At 67.3% G+C, this 23,962-nt stretch carries 17 protein-coding genes, 1 rRNA gene and 1 pseudogene; 11 read left to right on the top strand and 8 right to left on the bottom strand.

Translation table 11 applies throughout. From position 1 onward, the window contains the following. Positions 1-53 precede the first annotated feature (53 nt). Positions 54-2,273 (bottom strand): NADP-dependent isocitrate dehydrogenase, encoded by a 2,220-nt coding sequence (locus tag RCH15_RS02630; RefSeq protein WP_326957769.1) that lies wholly within the window; start codon positions 2,271-2,273, stop codon positions 54-56. 244 nt (positions 2,274-2,517) lie between these two features. Here RCH15_RS02630 and RCH15_RS02625 point away from each other — a divergent pair, with 244 nt between their 5' ends. Next, the gene (locus RCH15_RS02625; protein ID WP_326957767.1) at positions 2,518-3,519 is read left to right on the top strand and encodes a trypsin-like serine peptidase; all 1,002 of its coding nucleotides are present in this window, start codon (positions 2,518-2,520) and stop codon (positions 3,517-3,519) included. Between the two features lie 159 nt (positions 3,520-3,678). Here RCH15_RS02625 and RCH15_RS02620 read toward each other — a convergent pair whose 3' ends face one another. Further along, positions 3,679-4,566, bottom strand: a complete 888-nt coding sequence (locus RCH15_RS02620) for an NmrA family NAD(P)-binding protein (RefSeq protein ID WP_326957765.1) — start codon at positions 4,564-4,566, stop codon at positions 3,679-3,681. A 296-nt stretch (positions 4,567-4,862) separates the two neighbouring features. Next, entirely contained in the window at positions 4,863-6,563 is a 1,701-nt protein-coding gene (gene purH, locus RCH15_RS02615; protein WP_326957763.1) for a bifunctional phosphoribosylaminoimidazolecarboxamide formyltransferase/IMP cyclohydrolase, read from the bottom strand. Between the two features lie 164 nt (positions 6,564-6,727). Here purH and RCH15_RS02610 point away from each other — a divergent pair, with 164 nt between their 5' ends. Next, entirely contained in the window at positions 6,728-8,080 is a 1,353-nt protein-coding gene (locus RCH15_RS02610; protein WP_326957761.1) for an MFS transporter, read from the top strand. Between the two features lie 85 nt (positions 8,081-8,165). On the opposite strand, the gene purN is transcribed toward RCH15_RS02610, so the two are convergent. Further along, positions 8,166-8,741 carry a phosphoribosylglycinamide formyltransferase gene (purN, locus tag RCH15_RS02605; protein ID WP_326957759.1) on the bottom strand — a complete coding sequence of 192 codons (576 nt, stop codon included), beginning with the start codon at positions 8,739-8,741 and terminating at the stop codon, positions 8,166-8,168. 39 nt (positions 8,742-8,780) lie between these two features. Here purN and RCH15_RS02600 point away from each other — a divergent pair, with 39 nt between their 5' ends. Further along, the gene (locus RCH15_RS02600; protein WP_326957757.1) at positions 8,781-9,209 is read left to right on the top strand and encodes a hypothetical protein; all 429 of its coding nucleotides are present in this window, start codon (positions 8,781-8,783) and stop codon (positions 9,207-9,209) included. Positions 9,210-9,263: 54 nt separating this feature from the next. Here RCH15_RS02600 and RCH15_RS02595 read toward each other — a convergent pair whose 3' ends face one another. Beyond that, positions 9,264-10,580 (bottom strand): cell division protein PerM, encoded by a 1,317-nt coding sequence (locus RCH15_RS02595; protein ID WP_326957755.1) that lies wholly within the window; start codon positions 10,578-10,580, stop codon positions 9,264-9,266. A 186-nt stretch (positions 10,581-10,766) separates the two neighbouring features. Between RCH15_RS02595 and RCH15_RS02590 the strand changes: the two genes are divergently transcribed. The 7 genes from RCH15_RS02590 to RCH15_RS02560 all read left to right on the top strand — a co-directional run bounded on the left by RCH15_RS02590 (position 10,767) and on the right by RCH15_RS02560 (position 21,776). Beyond that, positions 10,767-11,237, top strand: coding sequence for a DUF4383 domain-containing protein (locus tag RCH15_RS02590; RefSeq protein ID WP_326957753.1), 471 nt, complete (start codon positions 10,767-10,769; stop codon positions 11,235-11,237). Between the two features lie 421 nt (positions 11,238-11,658). Then, complete coding sequence (locus RCH15_RS02585; protein WP_326957751.1) at positions 11,659-12,555, top strand: HNH endonuclease; 897 nt, start codon at positions 11,659-11,661, stop codon at positions 12,553-12,555. A gap of 88 nt (positions 12,556-12,643) precedes the next feature. Further along, a complete protein-coding gene (locus RCH15_RS02580) occupies positions 12,644-13,819 on the top strand; it encodes a glycosyltransferase family 4 protein (protein ID WP_326957749.1) in 1,176 nt (391 codons plus the stop codon). Continuing rightward, complete coding sequence (locus RCH15_RS02575; RefSeq protein WP_326957747.1) at positions 13,816-15,231, top strand: UDP-glucose dehydrogenase family protein; 1,416 nt, start codon at positions 13,816-13,818, stop codon at positions 15,229-15,231. The genes RCH15_RS02580 and RCH15_RS02575 overlap by 4 nt, the downstream gene beginning before the upstream one ends. An 8-nt stretch (positions 15,232-15,239) precedes the next feature. Next, positions 15,240-17,483, top strand: a complete 2,244-nt coding sequence (locus RCH15_RS02570) for a sensor domain-containing protein (protein ID WP_326957745.1) — start codon at positions 15,240-15,242, stop codon at positions 17,481-17,483. 157 nt (positions 17,484-17,640) lie between these two features. After that, entirely contained in the window at positions 17,641-19,743 is a 2,103-nt protein-coding gene (locus RCH15_RS02565; protein WP_326957743.1) for a putative bifunctional diguanylate cyclase/phosphodiesterase, read from the top strand. A 149-nt stretch (positions 19,744-19,892) separates the two neighbouring features. Beyond that, entirely contained in the window at positions 19,893-21,776 is a 1,884-nt protein-coding gene (locus tag RCH15_RS02560) for a sensor domain-containing protein (protein WP_326957742.1), read from the top strand. Positions 21,777-21,860: 84 nt separating this feature from the next. On the opposite strand, the gene RCH15_RS02555 is transcribed toward RCH15_RS02560, so the two are convergent. Then, positions 21,861-22,160 (bottom strand): excalibur calcium-binding domain-containing protein, encoded by a 300-nt coding sequence (locus tag RCH15_RS02555; RefSeq protein ID WP_326957740.1) that lies wholly within the window; start codon positions 22,158-22,160, stop codon positions 21,861-21,863. Between the two features lie 121 nt (positions 22,161-22,281). Then, positions 22,282-23,130 carry an SDR family NAD(P)-dependent oxidoreductase gene (locus RCH15_RS02550; protein WP_326957738.1) on the bottom strand — a complete coding sequence of 283 codons (849 nt, stop codon included), beginning with the start codon at positions 23,128-23,130 and terminating at the stop codon, positions 22,282-22,284. A 108-nt stretch (positions 23,131-23,238) separates the two neighbouring features. Here RCH15_RS02550 and RCH15_RS02545 point away from each other — a divergent pair. Next, positions 23,239-23,520: pseudogene (locus tag RCH15_RS02545) on the top strand (hypothetical protein); the annotation flags it as partial. A gap of 75 nt (positions 23,521-23,595) precedes the next feature. Here RCH15_RS02545 and rrf read toward each other — a convergent pair. Beyond that, a 5S ribosomal RNA gene (rrf, locus tag RCH15_RS02540) occupies positions 23,596-23,712 on the bottom strand. Positions 23,713-23,962 lie beyond the last annotated feature (250 nt).

The raw sequence follows: 23,962 nt of genomic DNA, 5'->3' as shown, positions 1-23,962 counted from the left end.
TCCGGTGCACCGTCTGGCAAGCTTTGTCGTCCGCAGGGACGCCGCCCGGTCTGCTAGCCAAGCATGGACAGCACGTCGCTGAACTTCGCCGAGGGCCGCATTGCAGCCTCGATCTTCGCCACGTCCGGGTGGTAGTAGCCGCCGAGATCCACCGGGGAGCCCTGGACGGCAAGGAGTTCGCTGATGATCGTCTCCTCGCCGGAATCCAGTGCGCCGGAAACATTCGCGAAGGCTGCCGCCAGCTCGGCGTCGTCATTCTGGCGTGACAGTTCCTGGGCCCAGAACTTGGCGAGGTAGAAGTGGCTCCCGCGGTTGTCGAGTTCGCCGGCCTTGCGCTTCGGGGACTTGTCCTCCAGCAGGAAGGTGGCGGTGGCACGGTCCAGGGTGTCAGCCAGGATCTGGGCACGGGCGTTACCCGTGGAGGTGGCCAGGTGCTCGAAGCTGACCGCGAGGGCCAGGAACTCACCCAGGCTGTCCCAGCGGAGGTGGTTTTCCTTGAGCAACTGCTGGACGTGCTTCGGCGCAGAGCCGCCGGCGCCGGTTTCGAACAGGCCGCCGCCGTTGATCAGCGGAACCACGGAGAGCATTTTGGCACTCGTGCCCAGTTCCAGGATCGGGAACAGGTCCGTCAGGTAGTCGCGCAGCACGTTGCCCGTCACCGAGATGGTGTCCTCGCCCTTGCGGATGCGTTCGAGGGTGTAGGCCGTGGCCTCCTCCGGGGACATGATGGCGATCTGCAGGCCATCGGTGTCGTAGCCCTTGAGGTATTCCTCGACCTTGGCGATCATCCGGGCGTCGTGGGCCCGGGACTTGTCCAGCCAGAACACGGCCGGCATGGCGGAAGCGCGGGCGCGGGTCACGGCCAGCTTGACCCAGTCGCGGATCGGCACATCCTTGGTCTGGCAGGCGCGCCAGATATCGCCCGGGGCTACCTGGTGCTCGATCAGCACGGAACCGGCGTCGTCAACGACCTGGACGGTGCCGGCAGACTGGATTTCAAAGGTCTTGTCGTGGCTGCCGTACTCCTCAGCTGCCTGGGCCATCAGGCCCACGTTCGGCACAGTTCCCATGGTGGTGGGATCGAAGGCGCCGTGGGCGCGGCAATCGTCGACAACCACCCGGTAGATCCCGGCGTAGCTGCTGTCCGGGAGGACGGCGAGCGTGTCGGCCTCCTGGCCGTCGCGGCCCCACATGTGGCCGGAGCTGCGGATCATGGCCGGCATGGAGGCGTCCACGATGACGTCCGACGGGACATGCAAGTTGGTGATGCCCTTGTCCGAATCGACCATGGCCAGCTCGGGGCCCTCGTTGAGGCCCTTCTGGATGGCCGCCCCGACGTCGGCGCGGATCTCTTCGGGAAGGTCCTCGAGGCCGTTGAGGATGGAGGCCAGGCCGTTGTTCGGGCTCAGGCCGGCGGCAGCGATCTGGGCGCCGTAGGTGTCGAAGAGCTCGGCGAAGTAAGCCTTGACGACGTGGCCGAAGATGATCGGGTCCGAGACCTTCATCATGGTCGCCTTCAGGTGTGCGGAGAACAGCACGCCCTCATTCTTGGCGCGGGCCACCTGGGCCGCGAGGAACGTATCCAGGGCGGCTGCACGCATCACGGTGCCGTCGATAACCTCGCCGGCGAGGACGGGGAACGCCCGCTTGAGGACCTTGACGGTGCCGTCCTCCTTGAGCAGCTGGATCTTAATGGTTCCGGCTGCCTCGATGACTACGGACTTTTCGTTGGACCGGAAATCATCGGCAGCCATCGTGGCGACGTTGGTCTTGGACCCGGCGGTCCAGGCGCCCATGCTGTGCGGGTTCTGCCGGGCGTAGGCCTTGACCGAGAGCGGAGCGCGGCGGTCGGAGTTACCTTCGCGCAGCACGGGGTTGACGGCGGAACCCTTGATCTTGTCGTAGCGGGAGCGGATGTCCGTCTCCTCGTCCGAGGAGGGATTGTCCGGGTAATCCGGCAGGGCGTAGCCTTGGCCCTGGAGTTCCGCGATGGCGGACTTCAGCTGCGGCGTCGAGGCGCTGATGTTGGGCAGCTTGATGATGTTGGCTTCGGGCTTCTTGACGAGGCCGCCAAGTTCCGCCAAGGCGTCGCTGACTCGCTGCTCTTCGGTGAGGTAGTCGCCAAAGGTGGCGATGATGCGGCCGGCCAGCGAAATGTCGCGGGTCTCCACCTCCACACCGGCCGTCGAAGCGAAGGCTTCAACAATCGGCAAGAACGAATAGGTTGCCAGCATCGGCGCTTCGTCGGTGTGGGTATAGATAATCTTTGCCATTGCTCGGGCGTCTCCCTGAAGGTCTGGGTATTCCGGAATTTTGTGCCATTTCAACGTTCCTAACTTACCCGAGGGAGCAGGCTTGCCGCCTACCGGCGTCGAGGAGCCCGGCCTCCGTGACGAGACCAATCCGGTATGACAGAAATTGACAAGCCCTTTACAAGCTGGTCATAGTGCCGTAGTTTCGTTCCATCACAGCGGCCGCTGCGGGCGGCCGCACCGCATTCCACCGGTTAGGACACCCATGAGAACTCCAAAGACTCTGGCCACCAGCCTCCTCAGCCTCTCCGCGGCGGCGCTGCTGGCCTTGAGCGCGGCGGGTGCTGCGAGCGCCGCTCCGGTGCCGGGCACGGCGCCAACCGAGACGTCGGGCGTCACTAGCCACGCCGTCGTCGAGACCGGCGCTGCCGACTACTGGACCGAAGAGCGGATGCGCACCGCGATCCCCGGAGACGTGCTGGCCGACAAGGCAGTGCAGCGGGGAGCCAGGGCCAAAGCCGCACTGAACCGCCCGGCCGAGGTGGGTGCGCCGAGCACCGTTGAGGCCCTGGCGCCAAGCGTCCAGTCCAGGGAAATCCAAACCAAGGCCAACGCGAGCGAAACCCCGGTCAAGCACATCGGCAAGATCTTCTTCACTCTCGGCGGCGCCAACTACGTGTGCTCAGGGAACTCCGTCTCGTCCGCGAACAAGAGCACCGTCTCCACGGCGGGCCACTGCGTGAACGAAGGCCCCGGCGCTTTTGCTACCAAGTTCACCTTTGTCCCGGCCTACCTCAATGGCGCCGCTCCTTACGGCAAGTGGACAGCCAGGGCCCTCTACGCCCCGACCCAGTGGAGCTCCGGCGGCGACATGACCTACGACACCGGCTTCGCGGTCCTGAACACCCTTAACGGCCAGAAACTGGCAGACGTGGTTGGCGCGTCGGGCGTGCAGTTCAACGCCGCCCGCGGCCTGAGCTACAAGTCCTACGGCTACCCGGCAGCTGCACCCTTCAACGGTGAGTCGCTCAAAAGCTGCAGCGGCACCGCCACCGACGACTCCTACAACCCGCAGTTCAAAACCCAGGGCATCCCCTGCAACATGACCGGCGGATCCTCCGGCGGCCCGTGGTTCATCGGTTCCAGCTCCACCGGCTACCAGAACTCGGTCAACAGCTACGGCTACGGCACAAACTCCACCACGATGTACGGCCCGTACTGGGGCTCTGTCATCCAGCAGACCTACGGCACGGCGGCCGCTTCCTAGCCTTCAGTCACCCGGCAGCACGAACACTTGCGCGGGGTCACCTGCGGTCCATCTCCAGCAGCGGGGATGGGTCCGGGTGGCCCCGCGCTGGCATGGGCCGGGTGGAGCCGGCCGGCCTGGGGCCGGCATGGGCGGGATGGGCGGGTGGACCCGGCGGGATCAGGGCACCGGAGGCGGAGTCGGTTGCCAGACGTTCCGTTCCCGGTGGGCGAATTCGGCGAAACTGATCGGGTCCCGGCCCAGGACCTGGCGCACCGAATCGGACAAGCCGTCGGCCAGTCCGAGCCGGGCTGAGGTGTAGATGGCCGCGGTGATGAAGGCCATCCCCCAGGTCATTCCCAGGGTTCGCCGGGCATGCCCGAGGTAGCGGAGGACACCGGGCCGGGCATACCGGATGGGCCGGCCAAGTTCATCTGCCAGGATTTGGGCAACCTGCCCGTAGGTCAGCGCCTCGTTCCCGGTCACGGTCCACGCGGCGTTGCGGTGCGCGGCGGGATTCAGCAGTGCTGCGGCGCTGACGGCGCCGACGTCCTCGCAGTCAACGAACGCGGTGCCGCCCCGGCCCGCGGGAACCACGAGTTCGTCACGGTCGCGGATATCACTCACGTGGGTGGTGGCAAGGTTTTGATGGAAGAAGGAGGCCCGCACGAAGGTCCAGGCAACACCGGAGCCGCGGAGCCATGCTTCGATGGCGGCGTGCGGGACGGCCTTGTTCTTCTCCGCACCCTGGATGGAGAGGAACACCATCTGCTCGACCCCGCAGACACGGGCGTACTCCAGGGCAGGAATGATCTGCGTCTTTGGCTTGCCCAGCTGCGGCGGACGCAACAGAAACATTCCGTGGACCCCGTCGAACGTGCCAGGCCAGGTGCTCCCGTCCGCGAAATCGAAGGCAACGGCGTCCACCCGCTGCCCGAACATCCGGCGCACCGACTCGGCACTGCGGCCGGCCGCACGGACGCTCCGGCCGGCGGTGAGCAATTGTTCCACCACGACCCGCCCGACATTACCCGTGGCCCCGGTCACCAGGATCACCTCATCCGCCATCAGGCCATTTCCTTTCGTGAAACTGCACAGAAACCGGCACGAACGTCGGTTCATCCCGGCGCCGACGGCGGCCCGCCGCAAAGACGCGCTTACCTCCTCGGCCCGGGTCGTCCCAGGACGGCCTCGCGGGTGATCTCCAGCGCCTCCAGCGTGGATCCGTAACTCAGCCGGGCGACACTGACGAAGAGGCAGTCCACCACGGTCAACTGAAGTGCCCCACCAGCGGCACCCGGACGCGGTGGATCCGCAACCCTGTCAGCCTGGTCATCCGGATCCCACCCCCCTGTTGGTCCGGCCTAGTGGAAGAAGTGCCGGGCGCCGGTGAAGTACATCGTGATTCCCGCGGCGTTGGCGGCGGCAATGACGTCCTCGTCCCGGACAGACCCGCCGGGCTGGACGACGGCGCGGACGCCGGCGTCGATCAGGATCTGCAGGCCGTCGGCGAACGGGAAGAACGCGTCCGACGCCGCCACGGCGCCGCGGGCCCGCTCCGGGGCTCCGCTCCCGCCTGGTTCTGCCGGAACGGCGTTCGAGGCGCCGCCGGCGCCCTCGACCGCGGAGTCCACGCTCACGCCGAGGGTATTGGCGCGTTCGACGGCGAGCTTGCAGGAGTCGAGCCGGTTGACCTGGCCCATGCCGATGCCCACGGCGGCCCCGGCGTCTGCCAGCAGGATGGCGTTGGACTTGGCGGCCCGGCACGCGGTCCAGGCGAAGGCCAGGTCCGCGAGGGTAGCGGCGTCGGCGGCGTCACCGGCGGCGAGCGTCCAGTTGGCCGGGTTGTCGCCGTCGGCGTCGACCTTGTCCGTGGCCTGGACCAGCATGCCGCCGGAGACCTGGCGGAACTCAGTCGGGTAACGGCCGTAGCCCTCGGGCAGGGCGAGAAGGCGGATGTTCTTCTTCTTGGACAGGATCTCCACGGCCTCGTCCTCGAAGCCCGGGGCAATGACAACCTCGGTGAAGATGCCGGCCACGGTCCGGGCCATGCCGGCGGTGACCGTGCGGTTGGCCGCGATCACGCCGCCGAACGCGGAGACCGGGTCGCAGGCGTGGGCTTTGGCGTGCGCCTCGGCGATCGGGTCGTCCGCGGACGCGGAGCCCACGGCCACGCCGCAGGGGTTGGCGTGCTTGATGACCGCGACGGCGGGCTCGGCGAAGTCGAACGCGGCGCGCAGGGCAGCGTCGGCGTCGACGAAGTTGTTGTAACTCATGGCCTTGCCGTGCAGCTGGTCCGCCTGCGCGATGCCGGCCGGGGCGGCCTTGTCCACGTAGAGGGCGGCCTGCTGGTGCGGGTTTTCGCCGTAGCGCAGCACCTCGGAGCGCTCCAGGGCCAGGCCGGCGTACGCGGGCCAGTCGATGACGCCGTCGCCGTCCTCGTCCAGGAACTGGCTCGCGGTCCAGGTGGCCACGGCGTTGTCATAGCTGGCAGTGTGCGCGAAGGCCTTGGCGGCCAGCCGGCGGCGGGTCTTCAGGTCAAAGCCGCCGGACGCGGCGGCAGCTACGACGTCGGAATAGGACGAGGGGTCCACCACGATGGCGACGGCGGCGTGGTTCTTCGCCGCGGAGCGCACCATCGCGGGGCCACCAATGTCGATCTGCTCGACGACGTCGTCCTGCGCAGCGCCGGAGTTCACCGTGTCCACGAACGGGTAGAGGTTTACCACCACGAGGTCGAACGGTTCGATGTCCATGGACGTGAGTGTGTCCATGTGGGCCGGGACGCGGCGGTCGGCGAGGATGCCGCCGTGGACGCGCGGGTGGAGGGTCTTGACGCGGCCATCCAGCATCTCCGGGGAGCCGGTGACTTCCTCGACTTCCTGGACCGGAATGCCGGCGGCGGCGATCCTCTTGGCGGTGGACCCGGTGGAGACAAGCTTGACGCCGGCGTCGTGCAGGCCTCTGGCGAGTTCCTCCAGACCGGTCTTGTCGTAGACCGAAATCAGGGCCCGGCGGATGGGAACACGGTCGATGGATATCCGGTCAAGCGGCGTAAAGCTCACAAAAGTCTCCGTCTTATATCGCGGCGACGCCGCGGGTGGTGGGGATGGGGCCAGTTTATCGCGTCGCGGCTGCGCTGGCCCCCCGGGCCTGCCCGCGCGCCGGAGTGTGAAGCGCTGCGCACCTGGCTCCGCGGCAACGTAAAGTTTTCTCTGGAGGCTGAGAGATGAATACATACACCACTGTGCCCAGCGGCGAACAGGTGGTCCAGGAACTGCCGTGGCGTTGGAAAGTGCAGGGCCGGATCTTCCTGATTGGCGGCCTGGGCTTCATGTTTGACGCCTGGGACGTCACGCTGAACGGCATCCTCATTCCGCTGCTGTCCAGGCACTGGTCCCTCACCCCGGGCGAGGCTGCCTGGATCGGCGCCTCGAACCTGATCGGCATGGCGTTGGGCGCGTTTGTCTGGGGCACCATCGCGGACACGATCGGGCGCAAGAAGGCGTTCACCGCCACCTTGCTGATCTTCTCGGTGTTCACTGTGCTCGGCGCGTTCTCTCCCGACTTCCTCTGGTTTGTCGCGTTCCGCTTCCTGGCCGGCTTCGGCCTGGGCGGCTGCATCCCGGTGGACTACGCCCTCGTGGGTGAGTTCACCCCGCGCAAGCAGCGCGGCCGGGTCCTCACCGCAATGGATGGCTGGTGGCCGATCGGGGCGGCGCTGTGCGGCTTCGTCTCCGCCGGACTCGTGGCCCTCTACGCGGACTGGCGGCTGACCATGCTGGTCATGGTGCTTCCGGCGCTGCTGGTGTTCTGGATCCGGCGCAGCGTCCCGGAATCCCCGCTGTTCCTGATCCGCAAGGGCCGCCGCGAGGAGGCCGCCCGGGTGATCGATGACCTGGTCGCCGCCACCGGCGCCGAGCCCCGCGTTTACAGCCTCCCGGAGCCCCAGGACGCACCGCGGCTCTCCGCCGGCAGCGCCTGGACCCAGCTCCGCGCGCTCTGGCAGTACGACTGGAAAATCACCACCGCGGCCTGGTCCCTGTTCTTCAGCATCCTGCTGGTGTACTACCTGTCGCTGACCTGGATGCCGCGGATCCTGATCGGCGCCGGCTTCGAGGAATACAAGGCGTTCCTCACCACGGCGTCCATGGCCGCCGTCGGGCTCCTCGGCGTGGTGGTGGCTGCGCTGCTGGTGGAGCGGGTGGGCCGGAAGTGGATCCTGGCGATCACCGGCCCGTTGTCCGCGCTGACCCTGGTGATCGTGGCGATCGTGGTGGACATCCCGACGGCGGCCGTGTTCTGGCTGCTGGTGTTCGGCTTTGTGGTGCAGGTGGCCATCCCGGTGCTCTACGCCTACGTCTCCGAGCTGTACCCGACGGAGCTGCGCGGCTCCGGCTTCGGCTGGGCGTCGACGTTTTCCCGGCTCGGCGCGGGCTTCGGCCCCCTCGTGTTCGCGGCGTTCCTGTGGCCCGAGCTGGGCCTGGCCACCTCCTTCGCCCTCGCCGGCGGGCTGGTGCTGCTCAGTGTGTTGTGGATGGCGTTCTTCGCCCCTGAAACCAAGCAGCGGCAGCTTAGCTAAGCTGCCCGCCCCCCTTGGATGCGCTATCACTTTTGGTGCTTCTACGCCCCGGATGAGCACCAGGAGTGATAGCGCATCCGGGTGTTCAGGCAGGTGTGGCGGCCGCGGCGAGGGCCGCCAGCGTCGAGACCAGCAGGCGGCGCTCCACCACCTTGATCCGTTCGTGCAGGGTCTCTTCCGTGTCCCCGGCCTCCACCGCCATGGCTTCCTGCGCGATGACCGGGCCCGTGTCCACGCCGGCGTCGGCCCAGTGCACCGTACAGCCGGTGACTTTGACCCCGTAGGCCAGCGCGTCCCGGACCCCGTGGGCGCCGGGGAACGACGGCAGCAAAGCCGGGTGCGTGTTGAGATATTTGCCGCCGAACGCGTCAATGAAGTCCGCGCTGACAATCCGCATGAACCCTGAGGAGACGACGACGTCAGGCGAGTACGCCGCCACGGCCCCGGTGAGCGCTTCGTTCCAGGCGCCCCGGTCCGGATAGGCCTTAAAGTCCACCACGAACGTCGGGATACCGGCAGCGGCCGACCGCTCCACGCCATAAGTCCCGGGCCGGTCCGCGCCCACTGCGGCGATCTCGACGTCGAGTCCGCCGGTCTGGACGGCGTCAATGACCGCCTGGAGATTGGAGCCGGTGCCGGAGACGAGGACTACGATACGCATGGTCCTAGCTTATGGGGCCGCTCGCGTAGGCTGGAAACCATGAATCCCCCGAACGACTCCGCCGGCAGCCCGGGCCGCCAGAACCCGCTCAGCGACGCCGCCAAAGCCTCGCAGGCGAAGACCCACATTCTGTTCCGCAGCTTCATCGTGGCCGTGCTGGGATCGTTCTTCGTCTACCAGTTGGACATCAACTACCTCTGGCTGAGCGGACTCCTGACGGCGATCGCAATCGTGCTCGGCATCATGGTGCTGGTCCGGTACGCCAAACTCAAGGAATCCAAGCTGGTGCTGTACGGGACAGTCTCCGGGATGGTGGTCCTGGCCGTCCAGGTGCTCCTGCTGCTGACCTCGGCGCTGTTCTTCAGCCAGGTCCGGGACTATCAGCAGTGCAGCCGCCAGGCCCTCACCCAGCAGGCCGCCTCCATGTGCCAGACCGAGCTGCAGAAGACGCTGCCGCAGTTCCGCTAGGGGTTCCGCGCGGAACTGGACAGCCTGGAGCCGAAAGGCCCGGAGCCGGGTCCGTCAGTGGACAGCCGATTCCAGGTCCGCTTCGCGCAACTCCTGCCGGCGTTCGAGCCACGGCCCCGCCGCGTACCCGATCACGACGCCGACGGCCACTTCAGCGGCCACAAACAGTGCCGTCATCAGCGGGTCGGGTCCAATCTCGGTGAGCCGGCCGATCCCGGCCGATCCCCCGGCCAGCCAGGCCAGGACCGCCGCGAGGAGTCCGGCGACACTGCCCACCAGGAGGCCGAGGACCAAAGTGGAGGCCACGGCGGTGAACCAGCGGACATCGACCTTGATGGAGAGCCACTCGTCGAAGTGGTTTTCGCCTTCGCGCAGGAACCACCAGCCCGCAAGCGTTCCGGCGAGGACCGGCACCACCAGGGCGGCCACCCCGTAGTCCAGCGATCCGGCCGGCAGCGCCGCGAACACCGGGATCGAGGGCAGCGGCCCGACGGCGGTGCCGAGCGCCCCGGCGTGGGAGCCGACACCGAGCGCGACGCCGGCGCCGGAGGTCCAGGCGAGCGCGAACACGGCCAGGTTGGGAAGAAAGCCGAGCTGAGCGACGGTGAGCACCGCGCCGCCCAGCGGCCCGGCGTCGAGCGCTTCATAGACGGCAATGACGAGGTTCCAGTGGATAAACAAGGTCGCTGCCAGGAGCACGCTTGACATCGCGAGGCTGGCCATCAGCGCCACATAGCCTGCTTTGATGGCGGAGCCGAGGTAGGACCCGGCCCAGCGCGAATGCTGGCTGGTGCGGGACAGCCAGGCTACGGCGTCGACGCCGATCAGGCGGCTCCAGGAGCCGGCCTCGCGGCGGACACCGATTGCCATCCCCAGCCCCACCGGGACCAGCGGGATAAGCGCCGCGGACCAGAGCCCCACGCCGACGTCGCCGGTGCGGCAGATGAAACCGGTGCCCAGGCCGAAGCCGGCATACATCAGCCAGAATCCGAGCAGCGCCTGCCAGAGCTGGTCCGCGTAAGACGCACGAGCCAGCCTGCGGCCGGCGCGCCAGGCGAGCAGGAACGGTATCAGCGTTAGCCCGAGGGGTACGAGCGACAAAATGCCGGTCTGCGGCTGGGCCGCGGCCCCCACGCCTACGGTGTCCAGCAGCAGCGGAACGCCGTGAATCAGCAGCCAGGCCTGCCCGGCGAGGCGGGCGAGGGCGTCGCTGGCTCCGTTCTGGAACCCCGCCGTAGCCCATACGGCAACAATCGGAGCGGCCACCACCAGGGCCGAGATAATGGCTGCCTGCGCAGATTCCAGGGCTCCCTGCAGCCACAACGGCATCGGAAGTCCACGTTCCCCGGTCTGATCAGCGCGCAGTTTCATCGTGTTCAATGGTGCCACGTCTGCGGGCGGCCACCCGGTGCGACAGGCTCACAGACCCGACTTAACCCGTGCAACGTCCCGTTTCGTCTGCGTGTTTCCTGAACTTGGCTGCGCATTCGGCGGGCGCTTTTTCCCGTACGCCGCCGTAAAATTGGAATGTCCGCAATCAGTGGTTGGAGGCAGAAAATGACTACCGCATCTCCACATGCACACGGCGTTCACTTTGGGCGCACGGACGTCCAGAACATGGGCATGGGTGTGGGTATTGTCCTCATCGTCGTGGGGCTTCTGGGGTTCATCCCCGGCGTCACCACGCAGTACGGCTCCCTGGCGTTCTTCGGACCTGGGTCCACGGCTCTGTTCCTGGGCCTGTTCCAAGTTTCGATGCTGCTGAACATCGTTCAGCTGGTGATTGGCGCCACCGGCCTGGCCATGTCCCGGAACAACCCAATGGGTGCCCGGAACTTCCTCATGGGCTTCGGCCTGCTGTACATCGTCTTGAGCGTGTATGGACTCATCGTCGGAGTGGGGTCGGCGGCCAATTTCCTGTCACTCAACACCATCGATGCCTGGGCCTTCATGATCATGGGCATAGTAATGCTTGGTGCCGGCTGGCTGATGTCGAGGGATCTGGCCGACGGCGCAAAGACCCGGTAACAATCAACCGGGAAGAGGGAGCCGCGAATGAGTACCGTTTCATAGCAATCCGAAAATTCGTACTACCTGCTGGTGCAGTCGCCTCGCGGAAACGCAGCGGCTGCACCAGTCTTTTGTCCGGGCCCCCTTGTCTTGGCGGCGCTGGCCGGATTCCGGGCGTCCTACGGCCGCTACCCACCCCCGGGCGGGAGCAAAACCCCGCCCACTCGCCACAAATGGCCGCTACCAATCCCTGCAGGGCGGCCATTTGTGACGATTCGCCGAGCACGGAGTCCCGGACGGGGCTGGACCCTTCACCCATGCCGGCTGATCCGGGTATCGTCCGAGCACGAAACGCCGATGACTCATCAGCGGCCGGACTGTTCGCGGTTGATTGCCGACCCGCACCAGGTCGGGCGGCGGCGCCTGCGAGAATGGCCCCATGACCGCCATCATCCTGGGCTGGAACCCGGACCATTGGAATGACTGGATCTACTCGGACGTCCGCGGACGCGTCGCTGCGACCGGACTGTACCTCCAGCCCTGGCGCGTGAGCCACCCCGTTCCAGCGGGCACGGACGCCTGGCTGCTCCTGGAGGGCGGCCACAGCCGGGGCCTCATTGGCCACGGGGTGGTGGTCTCGGACGTGGCGCAGCACGATGCTCTGCAGCAACCCCAATCCAGTCCGTTCCCCTCCGTTCCTGGGGAGGCCGCTCCGGAGCAGACCCGGAGGGTGGTGCTGGTGGCATTCGACGCCCTCCTGCCGGCCGGCGAGCCGATCGCCGTCGACGTGCTCCAGAACGCGGTGCCAGCAATCCCATGGAACGGGACCGAAGACTTTGAGTTCGGCGTTGACCCGGCCGACGAAGCCACCATCCGGATACTGTGGCGCGACTTTGGGCCTCCGGCGGGCCCGGACCCCACCCTGCCCGCTCCCGGCACCTACCCTCAGATGGCCCTCACCCGGGCCGCGGTGAACCGGTACGAAAGCGACCCCGACGCGCGGCGGGCCTGCATCGCCCACCACGGCACCAGCTGCGCGGCTTGCGGTTTCTCGTTCGAGCAAAAGTACGGTGGGCTCGGCGCGGATTTCGTCCCGGTGCATCACGTCGTCCCCGTGGCACTGCTGGGCAGCAGCTACGAACTCGATCCCCTCACCGATCTGGTGCCGCTCTGCGCCAACTGCCACGCCATGGCCCATCAGGGGGTCGGCACCCCGCGGACCGTGGCCGAGCTGCGCCGGATCATCGAGGACGCCGGGTACCTCCGCGGCTCCATCGTGACGCCGGAGCAGCTCGAGGCGCAACGGCGGGCCCGGGAACTCCTCGGCCCGCAGTAGCTCCCACCACAGCGGCGTTAACCCATTCTTCCCTCCCCCGCCACACACCCAACCCCGCACCGCAAGACTGCCCCCGCACTGTGGAGGGGTGAGGATCGCAATTGTTGCCGAGTCATTCCTGCCGCTGATGAATGGGGTAACCCACTCGATCCTGCGGGTCCTTGAATATCTGCAGGAGCGCGGAGACGAGGTGCTGGTCATCGCGCCGTCCACGCAGGACACCGAGGCCCCCGCCGAGGTCTACGGGGCGCATGTCCACCGGCTGCCCTCTGTTCCGTTGGCCGGCTACGCGAATGTCCGGGTGGCGATGGGCGGTGTCTCCCGGGTCAAGCGAATCCTTGCCGGGTACGCGCCGGACGTCGTCCATCTGGCCTCACCGTTCGTGCTCGGCTGGCGCGCTGCCCAGGCCGCCCACCAACTGGGGATCCCCACCATCGCCATCTACCAGACCGAGGTCCCGTCCTACGCCGGCCGGTACGGCGTCCCCTTCCTGGAGAACTGGGCGTGGACCCGGGTGGAGAACATCCACCTGCTGGCCTCCCGGACCCTTGCGCCGTCCAGCTTCGCGCTCAACCAGCTCCGCGGCCGCGGCATTCCGCGGGTTCAGATGTGGCGGCGCGGCGTGGATACCCAGCGGTTCTCCCCGGAGAAGCGCGACGCCGGATGGCGGGCCGCCGTCGCCCCGGCCGGCGAGCGCGTCATCGGTTACGTCGGCCGGCTAGCAGTCGAGAAGCAGGTGCAGGACCTTGCTGTGCTGGCCGACGTTCCCGGCACCCGGCTGGTGATTGTGGGCGACGGCCCCCAGCGGCCGGCCCTTGAGGAGGCGCTGCCGGATGCGGTCTTCACCGGTTTCCTCGGCGGCGAGGAACTGGCCCGCGCGGTGGCGTCCTTCGACCTCTTCGTGCATCCGGGCGAGTTCGAAACCTTCTGCCAGACCATCCAGGAGGCGATGGCCTCGGGCGTGCCGGTGGTCGCCACGGGCCGCGGCGGGCCGCTGGACCTCGTGGAGAACTCCCGCACCGGCTGGCTGTACAAGCCGGGCGACCTTGCCGGGCTGCGGTCCTGCGTGGCGGACCTGATGGGCGACGACGCCAAGCGGCGTGCGTTCGCAGCGGCCGCCCACGCGTCGGTGCAGGGACGGACGTGGTCCGCCCTTGGCGCCGAGCTCGTCCAGCACTACCAGGCGGTCCTGGCCGGCGGCACCCCCGGTTCGGTCGATACGGCCCGGACCACCAGCACCACTTGGGAAGGAGCTGCCCTGTGAGAATTTCCGTGATTGGCTGCGGTTACCTGGGGGCCGTGCACGCGGCCACCCTCGCCTCGATGGGCCACAGCGTCATAGGAATCGACGTGGACGCCGCCAAGGTGGACCAGCTGGGCCGCGGCACCGCGCCGTTTTTCGAGCCGGGGCTGGATGAGCTCCTGCGCGCCGGCGTCCGCACCGGCCGGCTCGGCTTCTCCACGGACTTCGTCGACGCCGCCCGCGCCGAACTGCATTTCCTCTGCGTGGGCACACCGCAGTCCAAGACCTCCGACGACGCCGACCTCAGCCACCTCCTCGCTGCCATGGAGGCGCTGCGTCCGCACCTGGCCGCAGGGTCCGCCGTCGTGGGCAAGTCCACCGTCCCGGTCGGAACAGTGGACATGCTCAGCGGGGTGCTGTCCCTGCGCCCGGATGTGCTCCTGGGCTGGAACCCCGAATTCCTGCGCCAGGGCACCGCGGTCAAGGATTCCCTGGTTCCGGACCGCCTCATCTACGGCGTTCCCGGCGACGGCGTTCCCTACGACGGCGTGCCCGACGACGGCGTGCTGGCCGCCGGTCCAGGTGCTGCGATTACCGCCGTCCTCGACGCCGCCTACGCTCCCCTGATGGCCGCCGGCGTGCCGCGGCTGGTCTGCAACTTTGCCACGGCGGAACTGATCAAATCAGCGTCGAACGCCTACCTCGCCACGAAGCTGAGTTTCATCAATGCCATGGCCGAACTCTGCGACGCCACAGGCGCCGACGTTCACCAGTTGGGTGTTGCCATGGGTCTCGACCCGCGCATTGGCGGCCGGTATCTCCACTCCGGCCTGGGGTTCGGCGGCGGCTGCCTGCCCAAGGACATCCGCTCCCTCCGGGTCCAGGCTGCGGGCCTGGGCGTGGCATCCGTGGACCGGTGGATGGACGTGGTGGACTCGATCAACCGCGACCAGCGCTCCCGCACGGTCGGACTGGCCCGGGACCTGTGCGGCGGCGGGCTCAGCGGCCGTCGCCTCACGGTGCTCGGCGCGGCCTTCAAACCGGACACGGACGACATCCGCGATTCCCCTGCCCTGGACGTCGCCCTGCAGCTGGCGTCAGCCGGCGCCCAGGTCACGGTCACGGACCCTGCCGCGATCAACAACGCGTCGCTCCGCTACCCGCAGCTGCGCTTCGAACAGTCCACGTCCTTGGCGCTGAAAGGGGCGGACCTCGTGCTGCTGCTCACGGAGTGGGACGACTACGCCGCCCTCTCACCGGTCGACACCGGGGCGCTGGTCCGGCACCGCAGGATCCTGGATGCCCGCAACGTACTGGACGCGCCAAGCTGGGAATCGGAGGGCTGGACAGTCCGCGGACTGGGGCGCACCGCCGCGGCAAGCCAGCAAGCAAGGGGCCTGCATGGACGCGGAGCGGCGCTGGGGCGCCTATGATTTCCTGAATGGAGGACTTCAATGGCAGATCAGTGGTCTCACATTCGCCCGCTCCGGGCCGCGTGACAACCTTCGGGCAGCCCGCGCCCTCCTTCGAGGCGGTGCTCGAATCCAGCCCCGATGCCGTCCTGATGATTACCGGGGACGGCACCATCCGCTTCGTCAACGCCGCCACGGAACGTATGTTCGGCTACTCCCGCGATGAGCTTCTGGGCCGGGACCACCGGACGCTCCTCGCCGAAGGCTTCCGCAGCGGCCTGCAGCGGATCTTCCTCGCCCTCCGCAAGGACGCCGACGCCGGATCCGTCCCGGGCACAGCGTCCGCAGGCAAAGCTGATCCCAGTGCCACCACCCTGGCACCGGTCGAGGCCTTCGGTGTACGCCGCGACGGCACCGAGTTCCAAGGTGAGGTGGCCTGCGCACTGCTGGCCGGCGACACCGCCGATGCGCCGGTCAGCATGGTCGCCGCCGTCCGCGACACCTCCCACCGCGTGGCGGCGGACGCTGGACTCCGCGAGGCCATGTCCCTCCTGACCGCCACACTGGAATCCACAGCGGACGGGATTCTCGTGGTCGCCGCCGACGGCCGGGTGGCCAGCGTCAACAATCAGTTCGTCTCCATGTGGGGCATCCCGCGGGAACTCCTGGCCACCCAGGACGACGCCGCGGTGCTGGCCTACGTAGTGGAACAGCTCCTGGAGCCGGTCCAGTTCCTGCACAAGGTTTCGACGCTTTACGCCGATCCCACCGCGGAATGCCACGACGTGCTGGACTTCCGCGACGGCCGGACGTTTGAACGCTACTCCCGCCCGCAAAAGGTTGCCGACCGGGTGGTGGGCCGCGTCTGGAGCTTCCGGGATGTGACGCCGGCCCGGCTTGCGCAGAACCGGATCGCCGAGGCCATGGCCGGACTTGCCGGGCAGGCCGCGCAGCTCAAGGCCCTCGCGTTCCAGGACCCGTTGACCGGCTTGTCCAACCGCCAGTTCTTCAACGACCAGCTCGCAGCGGCCCTGAGCGGTCCGTGCGGAACCGCCGTCGACGTCCTGCTCCTGGACTTGGATGACTTTAAAGAAGTCAATGACATCCTCGGCCACCATGCAGGTGACCAGATGCTGATGGAGATCGGACGGCGGCTCCGGGCTTGCGTGCGCCCGGACGACGTGGTGGCACGGCTGGGCGGGGATGAGTTCGTCGTATTGATGATCGGCTCGCTGGACCCGGAGGCCGCCGCCGGGCGGATCGTCGACTCGCTCCGCGTGCAGCTCTTGTTGGAGGGGACCCTGCTGCGCCCCAGCCTGAGTCTCGGACTGGCGTCCCTGAACGAAGAGGCCGTGGACGCCTCCGAGCTGTTGCGCCGGGCAGACATCGCGATGTACGCAGCGAAAGCTGCCGGGAAGAACCGGTACCTGCGGTTCCGGCCCGAGATGATGCGGTCGCTCGTGGAGCGCACCGAATTGGAGGCCGGCCTGCGCGAAGCCGTGGACACCGGCGAGATCGTGGTGCACTACCAGCCCATCGTCTCGTCCCGGCTCGGCGTCGTGGTCAAAGTCGAGGCGCTGGCCCGCTGGGTGCACGACGGCGTGACCATCCCGCCCCAGCAGTTCATCCCGGCCGCGGAACGCAGCGGCCTGATCATTGAGATCGGCACCGAAGTGCTGGTCAAGGGCTGCACGGAACTGGGCCCCTGGCTCAACGAGGACCCCTCACGTGCCCTCGCCGTCAACGTCTCCGGGATGCAGTTGCAGCACGGCGACTTCGCCGAACTGCTGCTGGCCGTTGCCCGGTCCAGCGGCGTGGATCCGCGCCAGTTGGTGGTCGAGGTCACCGAAAGCGTGTTCTTCGATGACGACTGCCACGTCATTCAGCAACTCAAGGCTCTGCGCGGCGCCGGCGTACGGGTTGCCCTGGACGATTTTGGCACCGGCTATTCGTCCCTGGGCCGGCTGCAGGAGCTGCCGGTGGACACCCTGAAAATCGACCAGTCGTTCACGTCCATGATTCACACCGGGGACGAGAATTTGCCGATCCTCACTGCCATGATCGCCATGGCCCACGGCCTGGGCCTGACCGTCACAGCCGAAGGCGTGGAGACAGCAGCGCAGGCCAGGTACCTGATGAGCCTGGAGTGCGATTCGCTCCAAGGCTTCCTGTTCTCCGGCCCCGAAGCCAAGTCGGGCCTTCCTGCAGCCATCGCCCGCTCCGCCGGGGCCCACGCAGCCTTGCAGGACGGCCGGGTCGCCGGGCACCGGTAATCCTGCGGCGCGCGGAACTGCGGTGGCGCGGCGAAGTACGGTACCCGAGGTACTGGACACAGCAACAACTGACCCTATGATGAGGAAGCGCTTTGTCCGGGTGATACCCAGAACAGCCATCAACACATCATCCGTCGCCTGGGGGGCCGGTATCGCCGTGAAAACTGGAACTGAAGAGAGCCTGCTCGAACAAGGACCCGATGCCTTCCTGCTGCTGAACGCCGCCGGAACGATCGTGTACGTCAATGCGGCCGCCGAGCAGCTCTTCGGCTATCAGCGCGAGGAGCTGCTCGGCGTCGGGCACAACGTCCTGCTCTCCGAGGACGAACGCGGGGGCTTCCTGCGGGTCTTCGCCCGGTTGGGCCGCGGCAGCACAGCGGGGCGGCGGCCGTTCGCGGGGACGGGCCGACGTCGGGACGGCAGCGGACTCCGGCTGGAGATCACCTGTTCGCTGGTGACACGCCACGACGGCACGGCCATGGCCGTGGCTGTCCGGGACGGCAGCTACCGGGAGGACACGGATTCGGGACGCCGCCTCGCGGTGTCGCTGCTGGATGCCACCCTGGAAACCACCGCCGACGGGATCCTGGTGATCTCCAGCGAAGGCCTGATCACCGGCGTAAACGACCAATACCTGAAGTTGCTGTGCATGCCGCCGGAAGTCATCGCGGCGGAGGACCCGACGGCGATGGTCAGGTTCATCTCCCAGCAGCTGGTCGATCCGGGCTACTTCCTCCAACGGGTCGCGGAACTGTACAAGGACCGGGTCCAGCACAGTCACGACGTACTGGAATTCGCGGACGGACGCTCAGTGGAGCTGTATTCCCGCCCCCAGAAAGTTGCCGACTCCATCGTGGGCCGGATCTGGAACTTCCGCGACATCACCACCCGGCAACGGGCCCAGGACCAGGCCCGCAAGGCGATGGATGAGCTCGCCGAACAGGCCGAAACCCTCAAGGCACTGGCCTTCCGGGACTCCTTGACCGGGCTGGCCAACCGGATGCTGTTCAACGAACGGGCTGCCGAGGCGCTGCTCCGCCCCGGACCGGTGCACGTGCTGCTGCTGGACCTGGACGATTTCAAGGAAGTCAATGACGTCCTGGGCCACCACGCCGGGGATGCGATGCTGGTGGAGATCTCGCTGCGGCTGCAGAAGTGCGTCGGGCCGCACGGCACGGTGGCCCGCCTCGGTGGCGACGAATTCGTGGTCCTGCTGGTGGACTGCCACGATTCCGACGCCGTGGCGCAGCGGATCGTCGCGGCCTTGAACGCCCCGGTCAACATCGAGGGCACGCTCCTGCGGCCGGGCCTGAGCCTGGGGGTCGCCTCCCGCGACTCCGGGGCAACCACCTCGTCCGAGCTGCTGCGGCGGGCCGATCTGGCCATGTACGCCGCCAAGGAGGCCGGCAAAAACTGTTACATGCACTTTCGGCCCGAGATGCTGGCCGCATTGCTCGAGCGCACCAAGCTGACGGCAGGTCTGCGGCGGGCGGTGGAGCTGGAGCAGATCGTGGTGCACTACCAGCCGGTGATCTCCGCGAGTCGACGCGAAGTGGTGCAGTTCGAGGCGCTGGCCCGCTGGCAGTGGGAAGAGCAGCTCGTTCCGCCGGACGATTTCATCCTGGCCGCGGAGCGCAGTGGCCTGATCCGGGACATCGGGGCCGAGGTGCTGCGGCGCAGCTGCACCGACCTGCAGCCGTGGCTTGCGGAGCACCCGGCCCGGTCGCTTGCGGTCAACGTCTCCGGAGTACAGCTGCAGCACCCGGACTTCGCCGAGCGCGTCCTCGATATCACGGGAGGCTCCGGCGTGGACCCGCACCAGCTGGTGCTGGAGGTGACAGAGAGCGTGTTTTTCGACGCCCAGTGCCAGGTCATCACTCAGCTCGTAAGCCTGCGCGCCGCCGGAGTCCGGGTGGCCCTGGACGATTTCGGCACCGGATACTCCTCGCTGGGCCGTTTGCAGGAGCTGCCCGTGGACATCGTCAAGATCGACAAGTCTTTCGTCTCCATGCTGCGCACCGGCGCGGAAAAGCTGCCGATTCTGACCTCGATGATCCATATGGCCCGCAGCCTGGGCCTGAAGGTCACAGCGGAGGGCATTGAGACTCCGGAGCAGGCCCGGTACTTGCTGGGGCAAGGCTGCGACGGCCTGCAGGGCTTCCTGTTCTCCCGCCCGCAGCCCGCTTCCCGCCGGCAGCTCGGCGTCCGCAGCGCTGACGCCGCAATAGCGGCGCTGGGTGGTGCCCGGCTGCCCGCGTAGCCCTTCCGGGAGACACACTGATCGGGAGGACAGAACGCGCATCACTCCGAGGGTGCCCACCGCATATGATTCAGTGAGCGCAGCCCGTCTTCTCCTCCGCAGGGCCGGGCGCCACTTCGCAACCGACGCCTGGGGGCAAGCACATATTTATGGATTCAGGACTCGCACAACTACTGCTGGAGCACAGCCCGGACCCGTTGCTGCTGATTGCCCCCGACGGGTCCATCACCTTCCTCAACGCCGCCGCCGGGGAACTCTTTGGCTACACCCGCGCCCAGTTGCTGGGCGCCGAATCGTCGCTGCTCCTCGGTGAGGGTTCGCGTGAGCCCTTCCACGGCGTCCTGTCCGGTCTGCACGCCTCAACGCCCCGCTCCGGTCAGCCCTTCGCCGGCTCCGGACGCCGCGCTGACGGCACCGAAATCCCGGTCGAGATCACCTGTTCGCTGCTGCCGTCCGACGCCGGTACCGGCTCGCCCGCGGGGTTTGTTGCTCTCTCGGTCCGCGGCGCCGGCCACCGCCCGGCTGCGCCCGGCGCGGGCAGCGCAGCGGGGAACTTACGCATCGGCCATGGAGCCACCGGTCACGGGGCTGCCGGTCACGGGGCTGCCGGGGCCAGCGCTGGCGGAGGCCGGCCCGGTTTTGCTGGTGCCGCCGGGGGCGCCGGAGCGCCGGGCCGCAGTGTCCGTGCCGCGTCCATGGCCGTGCCGGCCGCGTTTGCTGCCCATGACGATGAGTTGCGGGCCGGGGTGCTGCGGGATCCGCTCACGTCGCTGCCCAATGGCACGCTCTTCAATGATCGGCTCGGTGCCGCGCTGCGCCGGCCCGATCCTGTGGATGTGTTGCTGCTGAACCTTGATGATTTCAAGCACCTTAACGACATGCTGGGCCGGTCCGCCGGAGACGAACTGCTGGTGGAGGTCGCGAGCCGGCTGCGCAACTGTGTCCGGCCGCACGACACCGTGGCCCGGCTCGGCGGCGATGAATTCGTGGTGCTGCTGACCGAATGCCTTAATGCGGAGGCGGTGGCCAGGCGGATCGCTGAGGCCCTGTACGAGCCGCTGCGCGTGGGCGGTTCGCTGGTCCGGCCCGGGGTGAGCATGGGCCTTGCGTCACGATCTGCGGGGACGTTCGACGGCGCTGAGCTGCTGCGGCAGGCCGACGCGGCCATGACCGCGGCGAAGACGGCGGGCAAGAACGCCTGGCTGCGGTTCCGGCCGGAGATGTTGACCGCCGGGGCGGGCGCCGGAGATGGCCAGTCCGGGCTCCGGCAGGCGGTGGAGCTGGGGCAGATCTCGGTCCACTACCAGCCCGTGGTGTCCCCGGGTCTCGGTTCAGTGGTTCAGTTCGAGGCGTTTGCGCGCTGGGAACGGCACGGCCGGCTGGTCCCGCCCAACCAGTTCCTGCCCGTGGCCGAACAGAGCGGCCTGATTCGTGAGATCGGCGATGAGGTGATGCGGCGGGCTTGCGCCGAGATCCGGCCCTGGCTGGCCGGCGACGCCGCGTACAGTGTCGCGGTGAACGTCTCCGGGCTGCAGTTCCAAAACCGGGACTTCGCCACGGATATCCTGGGAATCGTGGCGGCCACCGGCGTCGACCCCCGCCAGCTCATGCTGGAACTTACCGAAAGCGTGTTCTTCGACGCGGACTCGGACGTGCTCCGGCAGTTGCGCCAGCTGCGCGAGGCCGGCGTACGGATTGCCATGGACGACTTTGGCACAGGCTACGCGTCTCTGGGCCGGCTCAAGGAACTCCCGCTCGATGAAGTCAAGATTGACCGCTCGTTCGTGGCCATGATCAGGACCGGGCAGGAACATCTGCCGTTCTTCGCCACCATGATTGACGCCGCCCACGCCTTGGGCCTGAAGGTCACGGCGGAGGGCATTGAGACTCCGGCGCAGGCCCGCTACCTGATGGAGCGTGGCTGCAACTCCCTGCAGGGCTACTTGTTCGCCAAGCCGGCCCCGGCCAGTGAACTGGCCGGGACCATGGAAAGCGCCCTGACGGCCATCGACAAGGTCGACGCCGCCCGGTAGCCCGGCCGGCCCGGCACCTCCCGGTCCCAGGCCCGCCCCGTCATGGAAGAGCCCTGATACCGGGGGTGCCGAAGCTTGGCCCGGTCAGCGCTTTTCGCAGGCGATGCCGTCGTTGTCGCGGTCCAAATCGTATTCACCGGCCCGGCGGTTGGCGCCGTCGTTGTAGCTGTACAACTTGCTGTCCATGCGGAAGGTTGTAACGGGCTTACCGGAGGTTTTGTCCCGTGCGCCGCTCCGCCCGACGCCGTGCGGGTATACCTTGTTCAGTTCGGTGCAGTTCTTGTACGACCGCGGTGCCGGTGCCGCATTCGCCGGCACAGCCGACAGGGTCAAAAGGACGGCGGTTGCGGCCAGTGACGCAACAAAGGCATGTTTAATGCGCATGTAGTGGAATTCCCCCAATAGCAAAGCTCATGCCGCGGATCGGCAAGGCTCTCCGAATGCTACCCCGGATTCCGCGCTTTTTAGGAGATCCGGCCAGCGTTACGGCAGGGGTGAGGTGACTTTAGGCCGGGGAATCGAGTTTGTCGCGGTTAGCGCCCACCATGGCCGCGCTGCGGTCCCACAGCTCCCGCGCAAGCTCGGGGCTGTACGCCTGCTTGTTGGCCTTCGCCAGCGCCCGTTTGGCATAGTAGGCGCCCGGAACCCAGTCCTGTCCCGGAACGGCTGTAGCCAGCCACACCAGGGTGTCCGCGCCCTGGTCCGGGGTCAGCATGAAGCGCTTGAGGAACGACTTGTACGCAAACCGCATGGGGCTTGTGGAGTCGGCCGCGAAGTTGGTGGCCACGCCGCCCGGATGGAACGCTGCCGTGGAGATGCCCTGCTGGCCGTATCGGTTGTGCAGCTCCGAGGTGAAGAGAATATTCGCGAGCTTGGCGTTCCCATAGGCCCGGTTGGTGGAGTAGCTTGTGGCAGCGTCCAGATCGTCGATGTCCAGCTTGCCGAACAGCGAATTCGCCGCGCTGGAGGTATTGATAACGGTGGCGTTGCTGGCGGTGAGGACGTCCATCAACTCGGTCGTGAGGAGGAACGGCGAGAGATGGTTAATCTGGAACGTCTTTTCGTGGCCGTCCACGGTGAGTTCGCGCCGGCCCATGATGCCGCCGGCGTTGTTCGCCAGCACGTCGATGCGCGGGTACTGTTCCTTCAGCTGCGCGGCGAGCTGGCGTACTTGGTCGAGTTCTGCGAAGTCGCTGACGAAGAAGTCCGCACCGATCTCCTTTGCGACCCGCTCCGTCTTCTCCGCGGAACGCCCGACGACGACGATCCGCTGCCCTTGCTTGCTCAGGGTCCGTGCGGCGGAGGCGCCGATGCCGTCGCTTGCTCCGGTAATGACAATGGTCCGTGCGGTCATGGGAAGTCCTTCGAGCGGGGGCGGAAGTCGGGCTGTCGGAATCGAGCCTACCGAACCCCAACGCCCCGCCGATGGCCAACGTTCCCGCAGCTCCGGCAGGGCGCCGGGAGACCTCGACCCTTACCCGGCCACAGACGCGCCGACGACGTGCCGTTGGACGAGAGCGGCGAGGTGAAGGTTTCGCAAACGACCTACGACTACACCCGGCCGTTCTGGTATCAGATCGGGGCGACAATCGCCGGCCACCACGTCCTCGGGTCCGGCAAGCGCTTCTTCGGGTCGGTCCACGCACAGCACCTGTTGGAGGATCCCGACGTGGTGCTTCAGGGCAACCGGGTGCTTCACCTGCGCTATCGGTGCGCCGTTGACCGATCGTTGACCGATCGTTGACCGATCCGTGAAGGGGGGTTAAATGCGGGAGAGCCCCTGACCTGGTGGTTAGGGGCTCTCGACCGTTTAATGGTGTTCCGGCGGTGACCTACTCTCCCACACCCTCCCGGGTGCAGTACCATCGGCGCTGTGGGTCTTAGCTTCCGGGTTCGGAATGGGACCGGGCGTTTCCCCCACGCTATGACCGCCGTAACTTTTTCTCCGCACCATGCCAGGGCCCGTGGGGGGTGGTGGTGGGAAATTTTTGGTTACAACTGTGGTGTTGTTATTTTGTTGTGTTCGCAAGCAACGGGTTTGTTGGTTGGGAACCACATAGTGGACGCGTGCAGTCTTGTTATCTTTGTACCCCCGGTGGGTGCAAACGCTTTTGAATCGTTTGCCCGGGTGGTGTGTGGTGTAAGTTATCGGCCTATTAGTACCGGTCAGCTTCACGAGTCGTTAG

Origin of the sequence: Arthrobacter sp. MP_M4, assembly GCF_035984855.1 — a bacterium.
Taxonomy (GTDB): Bacteria; Actinomycetota; Actinomycetes; order Actinomycetales; family Micrococcaceae; genus Arthrobacter.
This window is presented reverse-complemented; position numbering and strand designations above follow the sequence as displayed.

What these genes read in the sequence shown, in the direction of transcription:
- RCH15_RS02630 (WP_326957769.1), bottom strand. Translation starts at nt 2,273, where the DNA reads ATGGCAAAGATTATCTATACCCACACCGACGAAGCGCCGATGCTGGCA.
- RCH15_RS02625 (WP_326957767.1), top strand. Translation starts at nt 2,518, where the DNA reads ATGAGAACTCCAAAGACTCTGGCCACCAGCCTCCTCAGCCTCTCCGCG.
- RCH15_RS02620 (WP_326957765.1), bottom strand. Translation starts at nt 4,566, where the DNA reads ATGGCGGATGAGGTGATCCTGGTGACCGGGGCCACGGGTAATGTCGGG.
- RCH15_RS02610 (WP_326957761.1), top strand. Translation starts at nt 6,728, where the DNA reads ATGAATACATACACCACTGTGCCCAGCGGCGAACAGGTGGTCCAGGAA.
- purN (WP_326957759.1), bottom strand. Translation starts at nt 8,741, where the DNA reads ATGCGTATCGTAGTCCTCGTCTCCGGCACCGGCTCCAATCTCCAGGCG.
- RCH15_RS02600 (WP_326957757.1), top strand. Translation starts at nt 8,781, where the DNA reads ATGAATCCCCCGAACGACTCCGCCGGCAGCCCGGGCCGCCAGAACCCG.
- RCH15_RS02595 (WP_326957755.1), bottom strand. Translation starts at nt 10,580, where the DNA reads ATGAAACTGCGCGCTGATCAGACCGGGGAACGTGGACTTCCGATGCCG.
- RCH15_RS02590 (WP_326957753.1), top strand. Translation starts at nt 10,767, where the DNA reads ATGACTACCGCATCTCCACATGCACACGGCGTTCACTTTGGGCGCACG.
- RCH15_RS02585 (WP_326957751.1), top strand. Translation starts at nt 11,659, where the DNA reads ATGACCGCCATCATCCTGGGCTGGAACCCGGACCATTGGAATGACTGG.
- RCH15_RS02570 (WP_326957745.1), top strand. Translation starts at nt 15,240, where the DNA reads ATGGAGGACTTCAATGGCAGATCAGTGGTCTCACATTCGCCCGCTCCG.
- RCH15_RS02560 (WP_326957742.1), top strand. Translation starts at nt 19,893, where the DNA reads ATGGATTCAGGACTCGCACAACTACTGCTGGAGCACAGCCCGGACCCG.
- RCH15_RS02555 (WP_326957740.1), bottom strand. Translation starts at nt 22,160, where the DNA reads ATGCGCATTAAACATGCCTTTGTTGCGTCACTGGCCGCAACCGCCGTC.
- RCH15_RS02550 (WP_326957738.1), bottom strand. Translation starts at nt 23,130, where the DNA reads ATGACCGCACGGACCATTGTCATTACCGGAGCAAGCGACGGCATCGGC.